The organism is Streptomyces griseorubiginosus (genome assembly GCF_001514195.1).
In the GTDB taxonomy this organism is placed as follows: Bacteria; Actinomycetota; Actinomycetes; order Streptomycetales; family Streptomycetaceae; genus Streptomyces; species Streptomyces griseorubiginosus.
In genome coordinates, this window is the sequence record NZ_KQ948735.1 from 426301 (window position 1) to 442672 (window position 16372).

General features: G+C 71.4%; 12 protein-coding genes. 6 read left to right on the forward strand and 6 right to left on the reverse strand.

The window, feature by feature from the left end:
* Nucleotides 1-30: 30 nt before the first annotated feature.
* Complete coding sequence (locus tag AQJ54_RS08450; RefSeq protein ID WP_062235588.1) at nucleotides 31-1476, reverse strand: MFS transporter; 1446 nt, start codon at nucleotides 1474-1476, stop codon at nucleotides 31-33.
* Between the two features lie 122 nt (nucleotides 1477-1598).
* Between AQJ54_RS08450 and dusB the strand changes: the two genes are divergently transcribed.
* On the forward strand, nucleotides 1599-2741 hold the full coding sequence (dusB, locus tag AQJ54_RS08455) for a tRNA dihydrouridine synthase DusB (protein ID WP_062235591.1): 1143 nt from the start codon (nucleotides 1599-1601) through the stop codon (nucleotides 2739-2741).
* 352 nt (nucleotides 2742-3093) lie between these two features.
* Here the strand turns inward: dusB and AQJ54_RS08460 are convergent, their stop codons facing one another.
* The 3 genes from AQJ54_RS08460 to AQJ54_RS46635 form a co-directional block, all read right to left on the reverse strand.
* Nucleotides 3094-4821: an LTA synthase family protein gene (locus AQJ54_RS08460; protein WP_211278510.1), complete on the reverse strand. Its 1728-nt coding sequence runs from the start codon at nucleotides 4819-4821 to the stop codon at nucleotides 3094-3096.
* 249 nt (nucleotides 4822-5070) lie between these two features.
* Complete coding sequence (locus AQJ54_RS08465) at nucleotides 5071-7008, reverse strand: amylo-alpha-1,6-glucosidase (protein ID WP_062027788.1); 1938 nt, start codon at nucleotides 7006-7008, stop codon at nucleotides 5071-5073.
* On the reverse strand, nucleotides 7005-8861 hold the full coding sequence (locus AQJ54_RS46635) for an MGH1-like glycoside hydrolase domain-containing protein (protein ID WP_248845327.1): 1857 nt from the start codon (nucleotides 8859-8861) through the stop codon (nucleotides 7005-7007). Before AQJ54_RS46635 ends, AQJ54_RS08465 begins: the two co-directional genes overlap by 4 nt.
* A gap of 120 nt (nucleotides 8862-8981) precedes the next feature.
* On the opposite strand from AQJ54_RS46635, the gene AQJ54_RS08480 reads away from it, so the two are divergent.
* From AQJ54_RS08480 to AQJ54_RS08490, 3 genes are all read left to right on the forward strand, one after another.
* Nucleotides 8982-10184 carry an ROK family protein gene (locus AQJ54_RS08480; protein WP_062027792.1) on the forward strand — a complete coding sequence of 401 codons (1203 nt, stop codon included), beginning with the start codon at nucleotides 8982-8984 and terminating at the stop codon, nucleotides 10182-10184.
* Nucleotides 10185-10591: 407 nt separating this feature from the next.
* Entirely contained in the window at nucleotides 10592-13312 is a 2721-nt protein-coding gene (gene ppdK / locus AQJ54_RS08485; RefSeq protein ID WP_062235594.1) for a pyruvate, phosphate dikinase, read from the forward strand.
* Between the two features lie 177 nt (nucleotides 13313-13489).
* A complete protein-coding gene (locus AQJ54_RS08490; protein ID WP_062235597.1) occupies nucleotides 13490-13888 on the forward strand; it encodes a nuclear transport factor 2 family protein in 399 nt (132 codons plus the stop codon).
* 38 nt (nucleotides 13889-13926) lie between these two features.
* Here the strand turns inward: AQJ54_RS08490 and AQJ54_RS08495 are convergent, their stop codons facing one another.
* Together AQJ54_RS08495 and AQJ54_RS08500 are read right to left on the reverse strand one after the other, a co-directional pair.
* Nucleotides 13927-14322, reverse strand: coding sequence for an excalibur calcium-binding domain-containing protein (locus tag AQJ54_RS08495; protein ID WP_062235600.1), 396 nt, complete (start codon nucleotides 14320-14322; stop codon nucleotides 13927-13929).
* 130 nt (nucleotides 14323-14452) lie between these two features.
* Nucleotides 14453-14935, reverse strand: coding sequence for an excalibur calcium-binding domain-containing protein (locus tag AQJ54_RS08500; protein ID WP_062235604.1), 483 nt, complete (start codon nucleotides 14933-14935; stop codon nucleotides 14453-14455).
* Between the two features lie 178 nt (nucleotides 14936-15113).
* Here AQJ54_RS08500 and AQJ54_RS08505 point away from each other — a divergent pair, with 178 nt between their 5' ends.
* Nucleotides 15114-16040, forward strand: coding sequence for an oxidoreductase (locus AQJ54_RS08505; RefSeq protein ID WP_062235606.1), 927 nt, complete (start codon nucleotides 15114-15116; stop codon nucleotides 16038-16040).
* Between the two features lie 32 nt (nucleotides 16041-16072).
* Nucleotides 16073-16348 carry a hypothetical protein gene (locus AQJ54_RS08510; RefSeq protein WP_062235609.1) on the forward strand — a complete coding sequence of 92 codons (276 nt, stop codon included), beginning with the start codon at nucleotides 16073-16075 and terminating at the stop codon, nucleotides 16346-16348.
* Nucleotides 16349-16372 lie beyond the last annotated feature (24 nt).

Genomic DNA, 16372 nt, shown 5'->3' on the forward strand with positions numbered 1-16372 from the left:
ACCAGCCCCCACTGACCCGCACCCGCAGAACTACGCGCTGACCCCCGCTGCTTCGCGCACCTCCGCAGACTCCAACCGCTCAGCCGCACGCTCAGCAGAACGCCGGGCCCACGGCCCAGTGGTCACCGCGCCGAGCACCAGCACGGCAAGCCCACAGGCCGCCAGAATCCACCACCCCGGCACCGCAGCGGACACGAACTTCTCCTTGTACGACGAGGAGCTCAACCCGGACGCCAGCACCGCCCCGATCACCGCCACCCCGAGCGTCTGCCCGAGCTGACGGCTGGTGGAGGCGACGGCCGCCGCAACCCCCGCCTGGGCGCGCGGCATCCCCGACACCGCCGTGTTCGTGATCGGCGCGTTGACGAACCCGAACCCGATCCCGAACACCACGTACCCGAGCAGCAGCGTCACGTCGGACGTCTCCGCGTCGAAGGCCGCGAAGAGGACCCCGCTCGCCGTCATGGCGAACCCCGCGACCAGCAACGGCAACCGCGGCCCGCGCGAACCCACCAGCCGTCCGGCCAGCGGCGCGCACAGGAACATCGGTACCGCCATCGGCAGCATCCACAGGCCGGCGTGCAGCGCGTCCAGGCCCCGGACGTTCTGGAGGTACAGCGTCGAGAGGAACAGGAACCCGCCGAGACCCGCGAACGCGCTGATCGCGATCACGGTCGCCCCGCTGAACGGCGCGGACCGGAAGAACCGCAGGTCGATGAGGGGTTCGTCGCGCCGGGGCTCGTACCAGAGGAGTCCCGCCAGCGCTACGGCGGCCACCGCGACGAAGGGCAGCACCGAGCCGAGGGCGGAGGTCGGGGCCTCGATGATCGCGTACGTCAGCGAGCCGAACAGGGCGATGACGAGGACCTGTCCGACCGGGTCGGGCCGGCGGGCCCTGGGTGCCCGGGACTCGGGGACGTACCGCAGGGTGAGCAGCAGCGCGGCGATTCCGACGGGCAGGTTGACCCAGAAGATCGAGCGCCAGCCGACCGCGTCCACGAGCACGCCGCCGACCAGCGGACCCGCGGCCATGGAGATGCCGACGACCGCGCCCCACACCCCGATGGCCCGGGCCCGCTCGCGCGGGTCCGTGAAGGTGTTGGTGATGATCGACATGGCGACCGGGTTGAGCATCGAGCCGCCGACCGCCTGCACCATGCGGAAGGCGATCAGCGCGTCCAGGTTCGGTGCGGCGGAGCACAGCGCGGAGCCGATCGTGAAGACGACCAGACCGGCCATGAAGACCCGCTTGCGGCCGATCCGGTCGGCGGTGGAGCCGGCCAGCATCAGCAGGGAGGCGAGGACGAGGGTGTACGCGTCGATCGTCCACTGGAGGCCCGCCGTGCTCGCGTCCAGGCCGCGCTGGAGGGCGGGCAGGGCGACGTTGAGGGCCGTGGTGTCGAGGCTCACGATCAGGAGGCTCATGCAGCAGATCGCGAGCACCAGCATGCGTCGGCGAGGGCTGAGCTCGGGCATGGGGGTCATCGTACGCCGATTTCGATAGTGCGTCTAACTAATGGTCGGTACATGATCGATGCACGGGTACCCCGGGGCGTGCGTGACAACGGGTACCCCGGGGCGTGCGTGACAATGGGGGAATGTCCACGACCGTCCCGCCGCTCCAGATCGGCCCGCACACCGTCCAGCCGCCCGTCGTCCTCGCCCCGATGGCCGGGATCACCAACGCGCCCTTCCGCACGCTGTGCAGAGAGTTCAGCGGTGGCAAGGGCCTGTTCGTGAGCGAGATGATCACGACCCGGGCGCTGGTCGAGCGCAACGATAAGACCATGCAGCTGATCCACTTCGAGGAGAGCGAGAAGCCTCGCTCGATCCAGCTGTACGGCGTCGACCCCGTGACCGTCGGCAAGGCCGTCCGCATGATCGTGGAGGAGGACCTCGCCGATCACATCGACCTGAACTTCGGGTGTCCGGTGCCGAAGGTGACGCGCAAGGGCGGGGGTTCGGCGCTGCCGTTCAAGCGGCCTCTGCTGCGGGCGATCCTGCGCGAGGCGGTGAGCGGGGCGGGGGACCTGCCGGTCACGATGAAGATGCGCAAGGGGATCGACGACGATCACATCACGTACCTGGACGCGGGGCGGATCGCGGTCGAGGAGGGTGTGACGGCGATCGCGCTGCACGGGCGTACGGCGGCGCAGCACTACGGCGGCACCGCGGACTGGGACGCGATCGCGCGGCTCAAGGAGCATGTGCCGGAGATCCCCGTGCTCGGGAACGGGGACATCTGGTCGGCGGCGGACGCGTTGCGGATGGTCCGGGAGACCGGGTGCGACGGGGTCGTCGTGGGGCGGGGGTGTCTGGGGCGGCCTTGGCTGTTCGCCGACCTCGTGGCGGCGTTCGAGGGGCGGACCGATTTCCGTCGTCCCGCGCTGCGGGAGGTCGCGGACGTGATGGTCCGGCACGCGGCCCTGCTCGGGGAGTGGATCGGGGACGAGGCGCGGGGTGTCATCGACTTCCGCAAGCACGTGGCCTGGTACCTGAAGGGGTTCGCGGTCGGGTCGGAGATGCGGAAGCGGCTGGCGATCACGTCGTCGTTGGCGGAACTCCGTTCCGGGCTCGATGAGTTGGATCTGGATCAGGCGTGGCCGGTGGGGGCGGACGGGCCTCGGGGGCGGACGTCGGGGAACAACCGGGTTGTGCTGCCGGACGGGTGGCTGAAGGATCCGTACGACTGTGCGGCGGGGGTTGGAGAGGACGCGGAACTGGACACGTCGGGGGGTTGAGTGCGGCGTGGTGGGGGCGGGCGTTTTTGCGCAGTTCCCCGCGCCCCTGGAGGCCTGCGGCGGCCCGCGCGGCTTCGGTGGGGGCGTGTGTAGCGCGTTCCGTCCGGTGGATGGGTCGGTGCCGGGATGGGGGGTATCCGTCCTCGGTCCGGCGGCTCGGTCCCTCGGTCAGTTCTCGGTTCCGGACGCCGGCCGCTGCGGGCGGACACCCCCCACCCCGTCCCCTGCGCGCCGTCAGCGTCTGCACGAGCGTCCACATGACCCACCCAGGGGCGCGGGGAACTGCGCGACCAGCCGCAACGGACCCGCACTCGCCGAACAACCGAGCCCGGCACCCCCGTAGGCACCCTCCTCACCCGCTGGACGGATGCTTCGTCGAGCCGTACGCCGTCAGGAAGCGGTCCCTGAAGGCGCTCATCTTCCAGACCGGCGCGTCGTGGGCCGGCTTCAGGCCGTCCGTCCAGTTCCAGGACGTGATCCTGGCGAGGACCTTGGGGTCCTTGGCGACGATCGAGATCGGTACGTCACGGCTCGCGTTCTCGCCGCTGACCCGGGCGATCGGCTGGTGGTCGCCGAGGAAGACGAGGACCGTGTCGTCGGTGCCGTAGCGCTCCAGCCACTGGGTGAGGGAAGTGACGGAGTAGGAGATGGACTTGCCGTACTCCTGCTTGGAGCGGGTGGGATTGGCGATGATGTCGGAGGCCTTGTTGCCGGCTTTCTGGATGGCCTTGAAGATCGAGCCGTCGCCCAGGTCGTCCCAGTCGACCATCTTCGGGATCGGGGCCCACGGCTGGTGGCTGGAGGTCAGGATGATCTCGGACATCAGCGGTTTGTCGCGCTTCTTGCTGTGGACCTGCTTCTGGTAGGCCTCCAGCGCGTACTGGTCCGGCATCGTGGACCAGCTGAACTTGGGTCCCTGGTAGCCGAGTTGGAACGCGTTGTAGACCTTGTCGAGGCCGTAGTACTTCTGCTCGGGCCAGCCCTTCTGGACGCCCGGCATCACCCCGACCGTGTCCCAGTCGCCGGTCTTCTTGAAGGCCTTGGTGAGGCTGAGGTGGTTGCTGGCCATGACCGTGCGGTAGCGCTGCTGGTTGTCGATCCAGAGGCCGGAGAGGGTCGTGGAGTGGCCCAGCCAGCTGCTGCCGCCGTACGTCGCCGAGGTCAGCCAGCCGCTCTTCGCGTGGAAGCCGGCCTTGGCGAGGGCCGCGGTGCTGGTGTCGAGGGTTTTGTCGACGCCGGGCGCGATGAGCGGGTCCTCGATGGCACTGCGGCCGTAGCTCTCGATGAAGGTGAAGATCATGTCCTTGCCCCGCAGGTCGGGTACCAGCTGGGAGCCCGGCGTGTTCCCGAACGCGTCGACCTTGGCCACCTTCTCGAACGCCGCCTCGTCCCGCAGGGTGGACACCACCCGCTGCGCCTGGATCCCTGTGAGCGCGGCGGTGTGCTCGGAGGCGAGCGGCGGGCCGAGGATCTGGAGGCCGAGGGCGGAGCAGGTGATCCAGACGGTGGCCGCGACGAGCGTGCCCCGGACGGCCCGCTGCCGGTGCCGGGCCAGCAGGCCGCTGAGCCGGACCGTCGCCAGCGTCATGACGGTCGGCACCAGGAGCACGAGGACGATCGCGGCGACCATGGCGGCGATCGCCACGCCCCGGCCCATCGAGTCCGCCACGTACGACTGCGCGTCGTTGAGCAGTTCCCAGTCGAGGACCGGGTTGAAGGCCCGCCCCAGGTAGTCGTTGAACCCCATGTCGAGCAGGTTGAGGATCGTCATCACCCCGAGCCCGACGCCGGCCGCCACGGCCACCGCCAGCCGTGGGCGACGCGGCAGCGCCAGCACCAGGGCGGCCCCGAGGATCGCCTCCGCCGGAAGCCGCAGGAACTCCCCGGCGTGCAGATTGGTGATCTTGTTCGGCAGCAGCAGGGCCCCGAGGACGAGCAGCGCGGCGAGGGTGTTCAGGGTCCAGCGGGTGTTCCGTACGGCGGTGGGGTGCGCGTCCCGCCAACGGGCATACCGTGACGCCTTCTCCGCCTCGGTCACCTCGGCCTCGGGTGACGTGGTCTCTGCAAGGGTCTCGGACACCCGAGGGTCCTTCCGTACGGGTCCTGGTAGGAGGCGGACCCGACAGGGGGTCTCGAATCCGCCACATTCCCGTACGGCCCGTCTCGGGCCACAGTTCACGTCCCAGGGCAAACACCGCCCCAACGCTTGGTCAACGGTCGGGTGAGGGCCTCAAGGGGCGCGGGGCCGTATCGATGTGCGGCTCCGCCGCGTGGGCGCGACCAGCCCCCACCGGCCCGTAGCCGCCACACAACCGTCCCACCCCTCCGATCAGGCGCCACCAACCGCCGTCAGCAGAGCAAGCGGCGCCGCCGCCGACCGAGCCTCCCGCACACACGCGTGCGGATACGGCACCGGCTCCCCGTGCGACTCCCGCCCGTAGCCGGCCAGGACCTCCGGCAGCCGGTGCCCGGTCGCCGTCGCCGCGTCCACCAGCCCGTGCGCCACCGCCCGCGCCTCGTCGTGCAGGCCGTACCGCGCCAGGCCCAGCGTGATCAGCGCGTTGTCGTGCGGCCACACCGAACCCCGGTGGTACGACAGCGGGTGGTAGGCCGGCTGGCCGGACGCCACCGTGCGCACGCCCCATCCGGAGAAGAAGTCCGGCTCCAGCAGCCGTCGTCCCACCAGCTCCCCGTACTCCTTGTCGAGCAGCCCCGACCACAGCAGATGACCGGCGTCGGAGGCCAGCGCGTCGACGTGGCGGCCCTCTCCGTCCAGGGCGAGGGCGGGGAAGGCGCGGTCCTGCATCCAGAAGTCCCGCTGGAAGCGGTCCCGGAGATCGGCCGCGGCCTGTTCGAGGAGGGCTCCGTAGGTCTCGTCCTTCCACGCCGTGCGGGCGAGCCACGCGGTGCGGCGCAGCGCGTCGTAGGCGTAGCCCTGGGCGCCCGCCGCCATCACCGGTCCGCCGGCCCGGGTGCCGTCGGCGCCGCAGATCGCGCCGGGGGAGTCCTTCCAGTTCTGGTTGGCCAGGCCGCCCTGGTCAGCGCGGTAGACGAGGTAGCCGCGGGAGGTCAGGCCGCCGTGGTCGAGCATCCAGCCGATCGCGGCACGGGCGTGGGACTCCAGGCGCCGGGCGAGCGAGACGTCCCCGGTCTGTTCCACATAGGCGCCGAGGAGGACCAGGAACAGCGGGGTGGCGTCGACCGAGCCGTAGTAGCGGCCGTACGGCACCTGCCCGAAGTGCGCCAGCTCTCCGTGCCGTACCTCGTGCACGATCTTGCCGGGCTGGGCGACGGAGGCCGCGTCGGTCTCCGTGGCCTGGGTCGCGGCGAGCGCGGGCAGGGTGGCTGCGGCCAGCTGGGGGCGGTAGGGGAGGGCGAAGAGAGAGGTGAGGAGGGCGTCCCGGCCCAGGAGGGTCAGGAACCAGGGGGCCCCGGCGGCCGGGACACGCAGGTCCTCGCCGTCCGGGCCGGTGGCCGGAACCTGGAGCGAGGCCAGGTCGGCGAGACCGCGGGCGCAGGCGGCCGCCAGCTCCGGCCAGCCGGTCGGGAAGGCCACGCCCTCCACGAACTCGCCTTCCAGCGACAGGAGTTGACGGTTCAGGGCGGCAGGAGAGCTCGGTACCCGGCGGGCCCGCTTGTCGCCGTGCGGGCGGGCCAGTACGCGCAGGGTCAGCTCGGCCGAGCCGTGCGGTTCCAGGTCCAGCGTCCACACCAGGCGCCGGGCTCCGGTGCCCGTCTCCTCGACGCCGTCCGGGGCGGGCTCGGCCGTCACCGTCGTGCACGAACGCCATTCGCGGCGCTGGTAGCCGAACTCCACGCCGTCGTCGAGGACTTCGCGGGTGCGGGTGGCGCCGGGCTTGGTGTAGGTGCGGTAGTCGGAGCGGAGTTCGAACTGGTCCGTGAAGTCGGCGTCTGCGGTGACCGCGAGCCGGACCGTGGTCGGCACCGGGCGGTTGCTCGTCACCCGCAGGGATTCGACGAACGAGCCGTCCCCGACCGCCTGTTCGCGGAAGAGGGTGTGGGCCGGGGGTTCCTGGCGGCCGCCGCGCGGGACCAGGACACAGCGGGCGGTGTCGCCGTCGGCGACCGGCGAGAGGGTCTCGGGGACCGCGCCGTCGACCGTGAGCTGCCAGCGGCTCAGGTGCCGGGCGTCCCGTACGAACAGCCCGTCCGGGAAGCTGCCGCCCCGGACCCCGCTGATGTCCCCGCCGTCACCCACGGCAGCGAACGTCCCGCCGTGCACGAGCAGATGATGCCGGTCCGTCATCGCCGGTTCCCTCCCTTGAATCCCATGTCCGCCGTGACTGTGGTGCTGTTCGTGCTGTTCGTGCTGTTCGCGATCGTGGTGCCGTGCGTCGCCGACATCCCGCCAGGGAGCGTGGTGTCGCCCGCGGACTCGCCGTGCAGCAGGTCGAGCGCGAGCGCCGCCGTCCAGCTGAAGCCGGTCGCCCCGCAGCCCTCGCCGGTGTACGGGTCGACGTACTCCGCGAAGTCGGTGGCCGCGGCGAGTTCGAGGGCCGACTCCCGCAGGGCGTCCGCCTGTTGGCGCTCGCCGTGGGTGCGCAGCCCGCGCTCCACGAGCCACGCCGTGTTGAACCAGGCCGGGCCGCGCCAGTAGCGGTGGGCGTCGAAGGCCTCGCCGAGGAGGTCGTAGCTGGGGAGGAGGCGGGTGGTGGTGCCGAGGCCGAAGTGCGGGCCGGCGGCGGTGCGCAGCAGCGCCGTGACGATGTCCCGGGGGAGACCGGGCAGGAGCAGGGGGACGAGTCCGGAGACACCGCGCTCGGGGATCAGACCGGGGGCCGGGGCCGGGGCCGCGGGGGCCGGGGCAGGAGTCGGGGCCGGGTCCAGGTCAGGGGCGGGGGCCTCGTGCCCGGCGGTCGGCCGGGCGGGCGGCCGGTGCGGGGAGAACACCGGCCCGCGGTCGCCCGCCGTGGCGGCTCCGACCGTGGCGTGTCCGACCGGGGCGTGTCCGACCGGGGCCTGTCCGGCCGTGACGTGTCCGACCGTGGCCTGTCCGACCGCGTCGCGTCCGACCGGCGCCTGTCCGGCCGTGACGTGTCCGACCGCGTCGCGTCCGACCGCGTCATGTCCGACCGAGGCCTGTCCGACCGTGTCGCGTCCGACCGCGTCATGTCCGGCCGCGTCGCATCCGGCCGAGGCGGGCCCCCGCAGGTCCCGGCAGAGGAACATGCCGCTCGCCGGGTCCCACAGCCGCTCCACCAGCGCCTGTGTCAGGCGCTCCGCGCGCGCGTGCCGGGCCGTGCCGGTCGCGCCCAGTTCGTCGGCGATCCGGGCCAGCGCGTGCTCGGAGGCGATGAGCAGCGCGTTGAAGGCGGGGTCCTCGACGGCGAACTCACCGGTGCCATCGGCGTACCCGGCGTCCCGGTAGTCGGCCGCCAGGCGCACGTACCGCCCGTAGTCCAGATCCGTCGGCCGGTCCTCGGCCGCCCCGTGGTCGAGGTCGGCGCGGCGGAAGGAGCGGGCCGGGGCCGGGGTGACGCGGGACAGGGGGAGGTCCCAGGCGGGGCTGTTGTCCATACCCTGTTCCCAGGGGTGCACGACGGAGGCGAGGCCGCCGCCGCCGAGATCGCGGCGGTGCAGGAGGTAGCGGTGCCAGGCCGCCAGACGCGGGTACACGCGGGCGAGGAAGCCGCGGGACCGGGAGAGCCCGGGGTCGGCGCGGTGCACCAGCCACGCGGCCAGCGCGTGCACCGGTGGCTGCACGATCCCGGACGTCTGTACGGTGCGCGGGGCGCCCGCGGCGCGCCCCGCGGTCGAGGAGCGCCAGAAGTCGGGGCTCGGAAAGTACGCGTCGAGCGGTACGGAGGGGTTGAACACGATGTGCGGGATCCGCCCGTCGCCCCACTGGGCCGTCAGGAGGGTCTCCAGCTCGGTCTGCGCCCGCAGCGGCGAGAGGTGGCGCAGGCCGATCGCGATGAAGGCGGAGTCCCAGGACCACTGGTGCGGGTACAGGCCGCGCGAGGGGACGGTGGAGGCGCCGGTCCAGTTGGCCTCCAGCACCCGCGCGGCCCTGGCGTGCAGGGAAGGCGGTGAACCCGGCGGATCGTATGCGATCGAGCGCTCGGTGGAAGAGGTGACGAGCTGGGCAGTGCGATCCACTCGGGACTCCCCGAAAGACGTGTGGCTGACCGGTTCGGTCAGGGCTACCGTAGGGTTACGTCTATTTAACACGCAAAACCCAATATGTAATGCACAGTTGAGAAACACAAGGGGGTGCGCATGGCTGGACGGAGTCAGACCGGCGCCGGAGATCTGCTCGAACTGGTCCGCAGCGGGCGAGCCGTCACGCGCGGAGCGCTCCAGCAGGCCACCGGACTGTCCCGGGCGACCGTCGGCCAGCGCCTCGACCGGCTCTTCCGCGCGGGCTGGCTGCGCGAGGGCGCCGGCGGCCCGGTGGACTCCCCGCTGGGCGGCCGCCCCTCCATCACCCTGGAGTTCGACGACGCCCATGCCGTCGTCCTGGCCGCCGATCTCGACACCCGGCACGCGCGCGCGTGCGTGCTCTCCCTGACCGGCGAGATCCTCGCCGAGCACAGCGGCACCCTGGTGATCGAGGACGGCCCGGACGCCGTCCTCGGCGAGCTGGGCCGCTGGTTCGCCGAGCTGCTGGAGAAGGCGGGGCAGCGGGCCGAGGAGGTCTGCGGCATCGGGCTCGCCGTGCCGGGCCCGGTCGACCTGGAGAGCGGCCGGGTGGTCCAGCCGCCGATCATGCCCGGCTGGGACGGCTACGACATACGAGGCCGCCTCGCCCGGGCCTTCACCGAGCACACCGGCTCCGGCCCGGTCCCCGTGCTCGTCGACAACGACGCCAACCTCATGGCGTACGGCGAACAGCGCACCGGCCACCCCGACTGCTCGGCCTTCGTCCTGGTCAAGGTCTCGACCGGTATCGGCGCCGGAGTCGTCGTCGACGGCTCGGTCTACCGGGGCATCGACGGGGGTGCGGGCGACCTGGGGCACATCCGGGTGCCGGCGGGTGCGGAGGCGCTGTGCCGGTGCGGTTCCTACGGCTGTCTCGCCGCCGTCGCGAGCGGTGGTGCCGTCGCCCGGCGGCTGGCCGCGACCGGGGTGCCGGCGGCCTCCGGCTCGGATGTGCGGGACCTGCTGGCGTCCGGGCACCCGGGGGCGGCGGCGCTCGCGCGGGAGGCGGGGCGGCAGGTCGGGGACGTACTGGCGACGGTCGTGACGCTGCTGAACCCGGGGGTCCTGATGATCGCCGGAGATCTGGCCGGAACTCCCTTCCTCACCGGCGTCCGGGAGCTGCTGTACCAGCGGGCGCTGCCCCGCTCCACGGCCCGCCTCGAGGTGGTCACCTCGCGGCTGGGGGAGCGGGCCGGGCTGGTCGGGGCGGGTGCGCTGGTCGTGGAGCACCTGTACGCGCCCGAACGGGTCGAGGAGCGGTTGCTGGCGATGGGCGTATGACGTCCGTGTTGCGGTCCGGATACCCGTCCGCATGGTGAAATCCGGGCCGCTGTGGCAGCGTGATTCTCGCCACGCCTGATAGGGGTCGCGCTCGAATGAGCGGATCTTGGGCGACTGCACTTCTGAAAGGGGTGGCACTGAGTGCCACCCCTTGATCGTTCATCGATCGAAATCAGATGTGGCTACAGGGTGCTCATGTGAGCGGAAAGGGGGGTGGGTGAGCCCCTCCGTGTTCAAGAAGTGAAAACATTCGACGGCTGTCGCTTGCCAAGCTTTGACTTTCGATCCGCTGGCAGACACCTGGTTACGGGCGTATGACGCCCGAGCAGACGTACCCAGAAGCCTTCGATCTGGGTATGTTCCTCGCCGTCAGGGCAGCCACCGCGTCCTCGAGGGAGTCGAGACCCGTGTCGGAAAACAAAGAACCCCACGTAGCCAAGTTCGTCTACGACTTCACCGAGGGAAACAAGGACCTCAAGGACCTCCTGGGTGGCAAGGGCGCGAACCTCGCCGAGATGACCAACCTGGGACTCCCCGTTCCCCCCGGCTTCACCATCACGACGGACGCCTGCAAGGTCTACCTGGACAGCGGTGAGGAACCCGCGGCACTGCGTGACGAGGTGAGTGCGCACCTCGACGCGCTGGAGCAGCGCATGGGCAAGAAGCTCGGCCAGGCCGACGACCCGCTGCTCGTCTCCGTCCGCTCCGGCGCCAAGTTCTCCATGCCCGGAATGATGGACACGGTCCTGAACATCGGCCTCTCCGACAAGTCGGTCCAGGGTCTCGCGGCACAGGCCGGCGACGACCGCTTCGCCTGGGACTCCTACCGGCGCCTCATCCAGATGTTCGGCAAGACCGTCCTCGGCGTCGACGGCGACCTCTTCGAGGAGGCCCTCGACAAGGCCAAGGAGGCCAAGAAGGTCACCGTCGACACCGACCTGGAGGCCGCCGACCTCAAGAAGCTGGTCACCGCCTTCAAGAAGATCGTCAAGAAGGAGGCCGGCCGGGACTTCCCGCAGGATGCGCGCGAGCAGATGGACCTCGCCATCCACGCGGTCTTCGACTCCTGGAACACCGACCGCGCCAAGCTCTACCGCCGCCAGGAGCGCATCCCCGGCGACCTCGGCACCGCGGTCAACGTCTGTTCGATGGTCTTCGGCAACCTCGGCCCCGACTCCGGCACCGGTGTCGCCTTCACCCGCGACCCCGCCTCCGGCCACCAGGGCGTCTACGGCGACTACCTCCAGAACGCCCAGGGCGAGGACGTCGTCGCGGGCATCCGCAACACCGTGCCGCTCGCGGAGCTGGAGCAGATCGACAAGAAGTCGTACGACCAGCTGATGCAGATCATGGAGACGCTGGAGAACCACTACAAGGACCTCTGCGACATCGAGTTCACCATCGAGCGCGGTCAGCTGTGGATGCTCCAGACCCGGGTCGGCAAGCGCACGGCGGGCGCGGCCTTCCGGATCGCCACCCAACTGGTCGACCAGGGGCTCATCGACGAGGCCGAGGCGCTCCAGCGCGTCACCGGCGCCCAGCTGGCCCAGCTGATGTTCCCCCGCTTCGACGAGGACGCCAAGGTCGCGCAGGTCGGCCGGGGCATCGCGGCCTCGCCGGGCGCGGCCGTCGGCAAGGCGGTCTTCGACTCGTACACCGCGGTGAAGTGGTCCCGTTCGGGCGAGAAGGTCATCCTCGTCCGGCGGGAGACCAACCCCGACGACCTCGACGGCATGATCGCGGCCGAGGGCATCCTGACCTCCCGCGGCGGCAAGACCTCTCACGCGGCCGTCGTCGCGCGCGGCATGGGCAAGACCTGTGTCTGCGGCGCCGAGGAGCTGGAGGTCGACACCAAGCGGCGCCGGATGACGGTTCCGGGCGGGCACGTGGTGGAGGAGGGCGACCTGATCTCCATCGACGGGTCGTCCGGCAAGGTCTACCTGGGCGAGGTCCCGGTCGTCCCGTCTCCGGTCGTGGAGTACTTCGAGGGCCGGATGCACGCGGGTGCCAACGACGCCGACGAGCTGGTGGAGGCGGTGCACCGGATCATGGCGTTCGCCGACCGCAAGCGCCGGCTGCGGGTGCGGGCCAACGCGGACAACGCCGAGGACGCCATGCGGGCCCGTCGCTTCGGCGCGCAGGGCATCGGACTGTGCCGTACCGAGCACATGTTCCTCGGCGACCGGCGTGAGCTGGTCGAGCGGCTGATCCTGGCCGACACGGAGGCCGAGCGCGAGGAGTCGCTGAAGGCGCTGCTGCCGCTCCAGAAGCAGGACTTCGTCGAGCTGTTCTCGGCGATGGACGGGCTGCCGGTGACGATCCGGCTCCTCGACCCGCCGCTGCACGAGTTCCTCCCCGACATCACCGAGCTGTCGGTCCGCGTGGCGCTTGCGGAGTCCCGCCAGGAGCCGCACGAGAACGAACTGCGCCTGCTCCAGGCCGTGCACCGGCTGCACGAGCAGAACCCGATGCTGGGCCTGCGCGGGGTGCGCCTCGGTCTGGTGATCCCGGGTCTGTTCACCATGCAGGTGCGGGCGATCGCCGAGGCCGCGGCCGAGCGGAAGAACGCCAAGGGCGACCCGCGCGCCGAGATCATGATCCCGCTCGTCGGCACCGTCCAGGAACTGGAGATCGTGCGCGAGGAGGCCGACCAGGTCGTCGCGGAGGTCGAGGCGGCCACCGGTGTGGAGCTGAAGCTGTCGATCGGCACGATGATCGAGCTGCCGCGCGCCGCGCTGACCGCCGGTCAGATCGCGGAGGCGGCGGAGTTCTTCTCCTTCGGCACGAACGACCTCACCCAGACGGTGTGGGGCTTCAGCCGGGACGACGTGGAGGCGAGCTTCTTCACGGCGTACCTGGAGAAGGGCATCTTCGGAGTCTCCCCCTTCGAGACGATCGACAAGGACGGGGTCGGCTCCCTGGTGAAGCTGGCCGCGGAGGCCGGCCGGCGCACCCGCCCCGACCTCAAGCTCGGTGTCTGCGGTGAGCACGGCGGTGACCCGGAGTCGGTCCACTTCTTCCACCAGGTCGGTCTGGACTACGTCTCCTGCTCCCCGTTCCGCATCCCGGTGGCCCGCCTGGAGGCGGGGCGCGCGGCGATCACGGCGAACGGCAGCGACCACCGGTAGGCCCTCGCCGGGCCACTGGACCCCGGAACCGCCGCCCGTCCCCGACCCTCAACCGATGGGCGGCGGTTCCGGATCACGAGAGAGGGCGGCACCCTTGTGCGGGGGTGCCGCCCTCTCGTACGTCCCTCGCGGACACCTCTCTCGTGCGCCCCGGGCGGGCGCTGCTACCGTCACGCGATGTCCAAGAGCGAGATCGACGCGGTGACCGCCGAGTTCTTCGGGGCCTTCGACAACCGGGGCGGCAGGACCGCCGACGTCGGGCGGGTCCGGCGGCTGGTCCTCCCCGAAGGCGTGATCGTCAAGACCGGTCCCGAGTACACGGTCTACACCGTGGAGGGGTTCATCGAGCCCCGCCTGCGGCTGCTGACCGAGGGCCGGCTGGTCGAGTTCTCCGAGTGGGAGACCTCCGACCGCACCGACATCGTGGGGGACATCGCCTCGCGGGTCGGTACGTACCGCAAGTCCGGGATCCTGGACGGGGAGCCCTTCGACGGCGGCGGGACCAAGACGATCCAGTTCGTCCGGACCCCGCAGGGATGGCGTATCGCGGCGCTGGCCTGGTACGACCACGCCTGACCGGCGTGGGCGGGGCGGCGGCGTGGGTGCGGACTGCGTCAGCGTGTCGCTCGGCGTCTGCGGGCCGAGGCCACCAGGGCGCCACCGGTCAGCAGGACGGTCGAGCCGACGGCGGCGAGGTACACCGCGGTGTCGCCGCCGCCACCGGTCTCGGCGAGGTCCCGGTGCCGGCTGCCGGGGTCCTCTGCGGCCACGGTGTCGTCGTGGGCCCGGAAGTCCGCGGGCGGCTGATCGCAGCCGATGCCGTCGCCGTCCCGGTCGAGATGGCTGCCGTAGTGCTCGTCGCCCCTGGGGAGGTTCGCGTACCCGGCGGCGTAGGCCTCGGCGCAGTTCGCGAACGGGTGGTCGCCGTCATGGGCCGAGGCGGCACCCGGCAGCACGGCCAGGGCCAGCGCGGCGACGACGATCGCGCCGGGCTTGCGGAGCAGTTTCACAACGGGTCCTTCCGGGTTCGTGAGAGGTGACGAACCTAGTGAGACGCCGGTGCCGTGTCGGCGACATGAGAAACCCGTGACGCGAACGTGACGTGACCGGACGGTAGCTCTCCGCAAGCGTGACACTCGCTCAACTGTCGCAGGCCACGCCGTCGTTGTCCCGGTCCAGGTGGGAGGCGTAGCCGGGCTCGCCCCGGTGGATCGGCGCGGCACCGGCGGCGCGCGCTTCGGTGCAGTTCTTGTAGTAGACGCTGCCGGAGCCGGAATCGGACTCCGAGGCGCCGGAGTCGGCGTTCGCCCGGGCCGTCACCGTCCTGGTGACCTTGACCGTCTTCGTAACGGTCACCGTGGGCGCCGGTTCCGGCTCCGGCGTCGCCGTGGCGGTCGTCGTGACCGTCACCGTCGGCTGCGGCTTCGCGGCCGCGGGCTTGGCGTCGGTCGTCGTCTTGTCCTGATCGCCGGCGCCTATGCCGGCACCGAGGAAGAGGGCCAGCGCGAGAGCCGGCAGCACGTACCGCTTCCGGGCCCACTTGGGGGCGGTCCGGGGCGCGGTCGGCGGCGCCGGCGGCCACGGCGGCGCGGGCTGCGGCTGTGGCGCGTACGGGTTGGTCATGTCGTCCCCCTGAAACGTGTTACGTGAGGAGGTGACCGTAATGCGCAGGTCGCGGTTGTGGAGGTGAAGTGTTCATTCCGTGACCAATGCATGTCATGCGGATGGCCCCGGCCGCCTACTCCCCGCGCGCCCGCCCCTCCTAGGCTGGCCCGCAGTCGTCGAGGGAGGTAACGCCGTCATGCCCGGATGGAACGAGAAGGCCATCCCCGATCAGAGCGGACGCGTGGCTGTGGTCACCGGGGCCAACAGCGGGATCGGGTACGCCGCCGCGCGGGAGCTGGCCCGCAAGGGTGCCCGCGTGGTGCTCGCCTGCCGCAGTGAGCGGCGTGGCGGCGAGGCCCGGGACCGGCTGCTGGGCGAAGTGCCGGGCGCTGAGGCGGAGTTGGCCCGCCTGAACCTCGGAGACCTGGCCTCCGTGCGGGAGTTCGCGACCTCGTACCCCTACGACCGCCTCGACCTGCTGATCAACAACGCCGGCGTGATGGCGCTGCCGTACGGCACGACCGCGGACGGCTTCGAGACGCAGTTCGGCACCAACCACCTGGGCCACTTCGCCCTGACCGGCCTGCTGCTGCCCTCGATCCTCGCGACACCCGGCGCGCGTGTCGTGACGGTCTCCAGCGGGATGCACGCGGTCGCCAACATCGACATCCACGACCTCAACAGCGAGCGCCGTTACCGCCGCTGGATCGCCTATGCCCGCTCCAAGACCGCCAACCTGCTCTTCGTCCACGAGCTGGCCCGCCGGCTAGCGGCCCACGGCTCCGACGTGATCGCCGCGGCGGCGCACCCCGGGTACGCGGCCACCAACCTCCAGACCGCGGGCGTGCAGATGGAGGGCCGCACGGTGGCGGAACGGTTCATGCGGGTCGGCAACCGCTTCTTCGCCCAGTCCGCCGAGGCCGGCGCCCTGCCCACCCTCTACGCGGCCACGGCCCCCGATGTCACCCCGGACTCCTTCACCGGCCCCTCCCTCGCCGGCTGGCGCGGCGCCCCGGCCCCCTCCTGGCGGGCCCCCTGGACCCGCAACGACGAGGCGGGCAGGCGCCTTTGGTCCGCCTCGGAGGAGCTGACCGGGGTGACGTACGACGCCTTGAAGGGCTGACCCGTGCACAGGGTGAGGGTGGTGTTCAGGAAGTGACCGACCGGACCGCGCTGCTGGTCGGCCTGCGCCGGTTCGGCGAGGAGGGCCGTCCGGCCTCCGAGGCCGCGCGCTGGGTGATGCGAGAGATGGGGGACGACTTCAAGGTCTTCCCGCTCATGGTCCACTTCTTCAGCGCCTATCACGTTCCGGTGGCCCGCCTCCGGGAGATGGAGTGCTGGGAGGGCCTGGGCCTCGGCGGACCTCTCACGGACGCCCAACTGGACGAGGTCATCGGCCCGCTGAGGGTCCGGGAGACGCCGCTGTCCTGAAGGGGCGGTCACCACAAGGTGCCG

Excerpts from the sequence above, each read along its gene's own strand:
- AQJ54_RS08450 (WP_062235588.1), bottom strand. The coding sequence starts at position 1,476 with ATGCCCGAGCTCAGCCCTCGCCGACGCATGCTGGTGCTCGCGATCTGC.
- dusB (WP_062235591.1), top strand. The coding sequence starts at position 1,599 with ATGTCCACGACCGTCCCGCCGCTCCAGATCGGCCCGCACACCGTCCAG.
- AQJ54_RS08465 (WP_062027788.1), bottom strand. The coding sequence starts at position 7,008 with ATGACGGACCGGCATCATCTGCTCGTGCACGGCGGGACGTTCGCTGCC.
- AQJ54_RS08480 (WP_062027792.1), top strand. The coding sequence starts at position 8,982 with ATGGCTGGACGGAGTCAGACCGGCGCCGGAGATCTGCTCGAACTGGTC.
- AQJ54_RS08490 (WP_062235597.1), top strand. The coding sequence starts at position 13,490 with ATGTCCAAGAGCGAGATCGACGCGGTGACCGCCGAGTTCTTCGGGGCC.
- AQJ54_RS08500 (WP_062235604.1), bottom strand. The coding sequence starts at position 14,935 with ATGACCAACCCGTACGCGCCACAGCCGCAGCCCGCGCCGCCGTGGCCG.
- AQJ54_RS08505 (WP_062235606.1), top strand. The coding sequence starts at position 15,114 with ATGCCCGGATGGAACGAGAAGGCCATCCCCGATCAGAGCGGACGCGTG.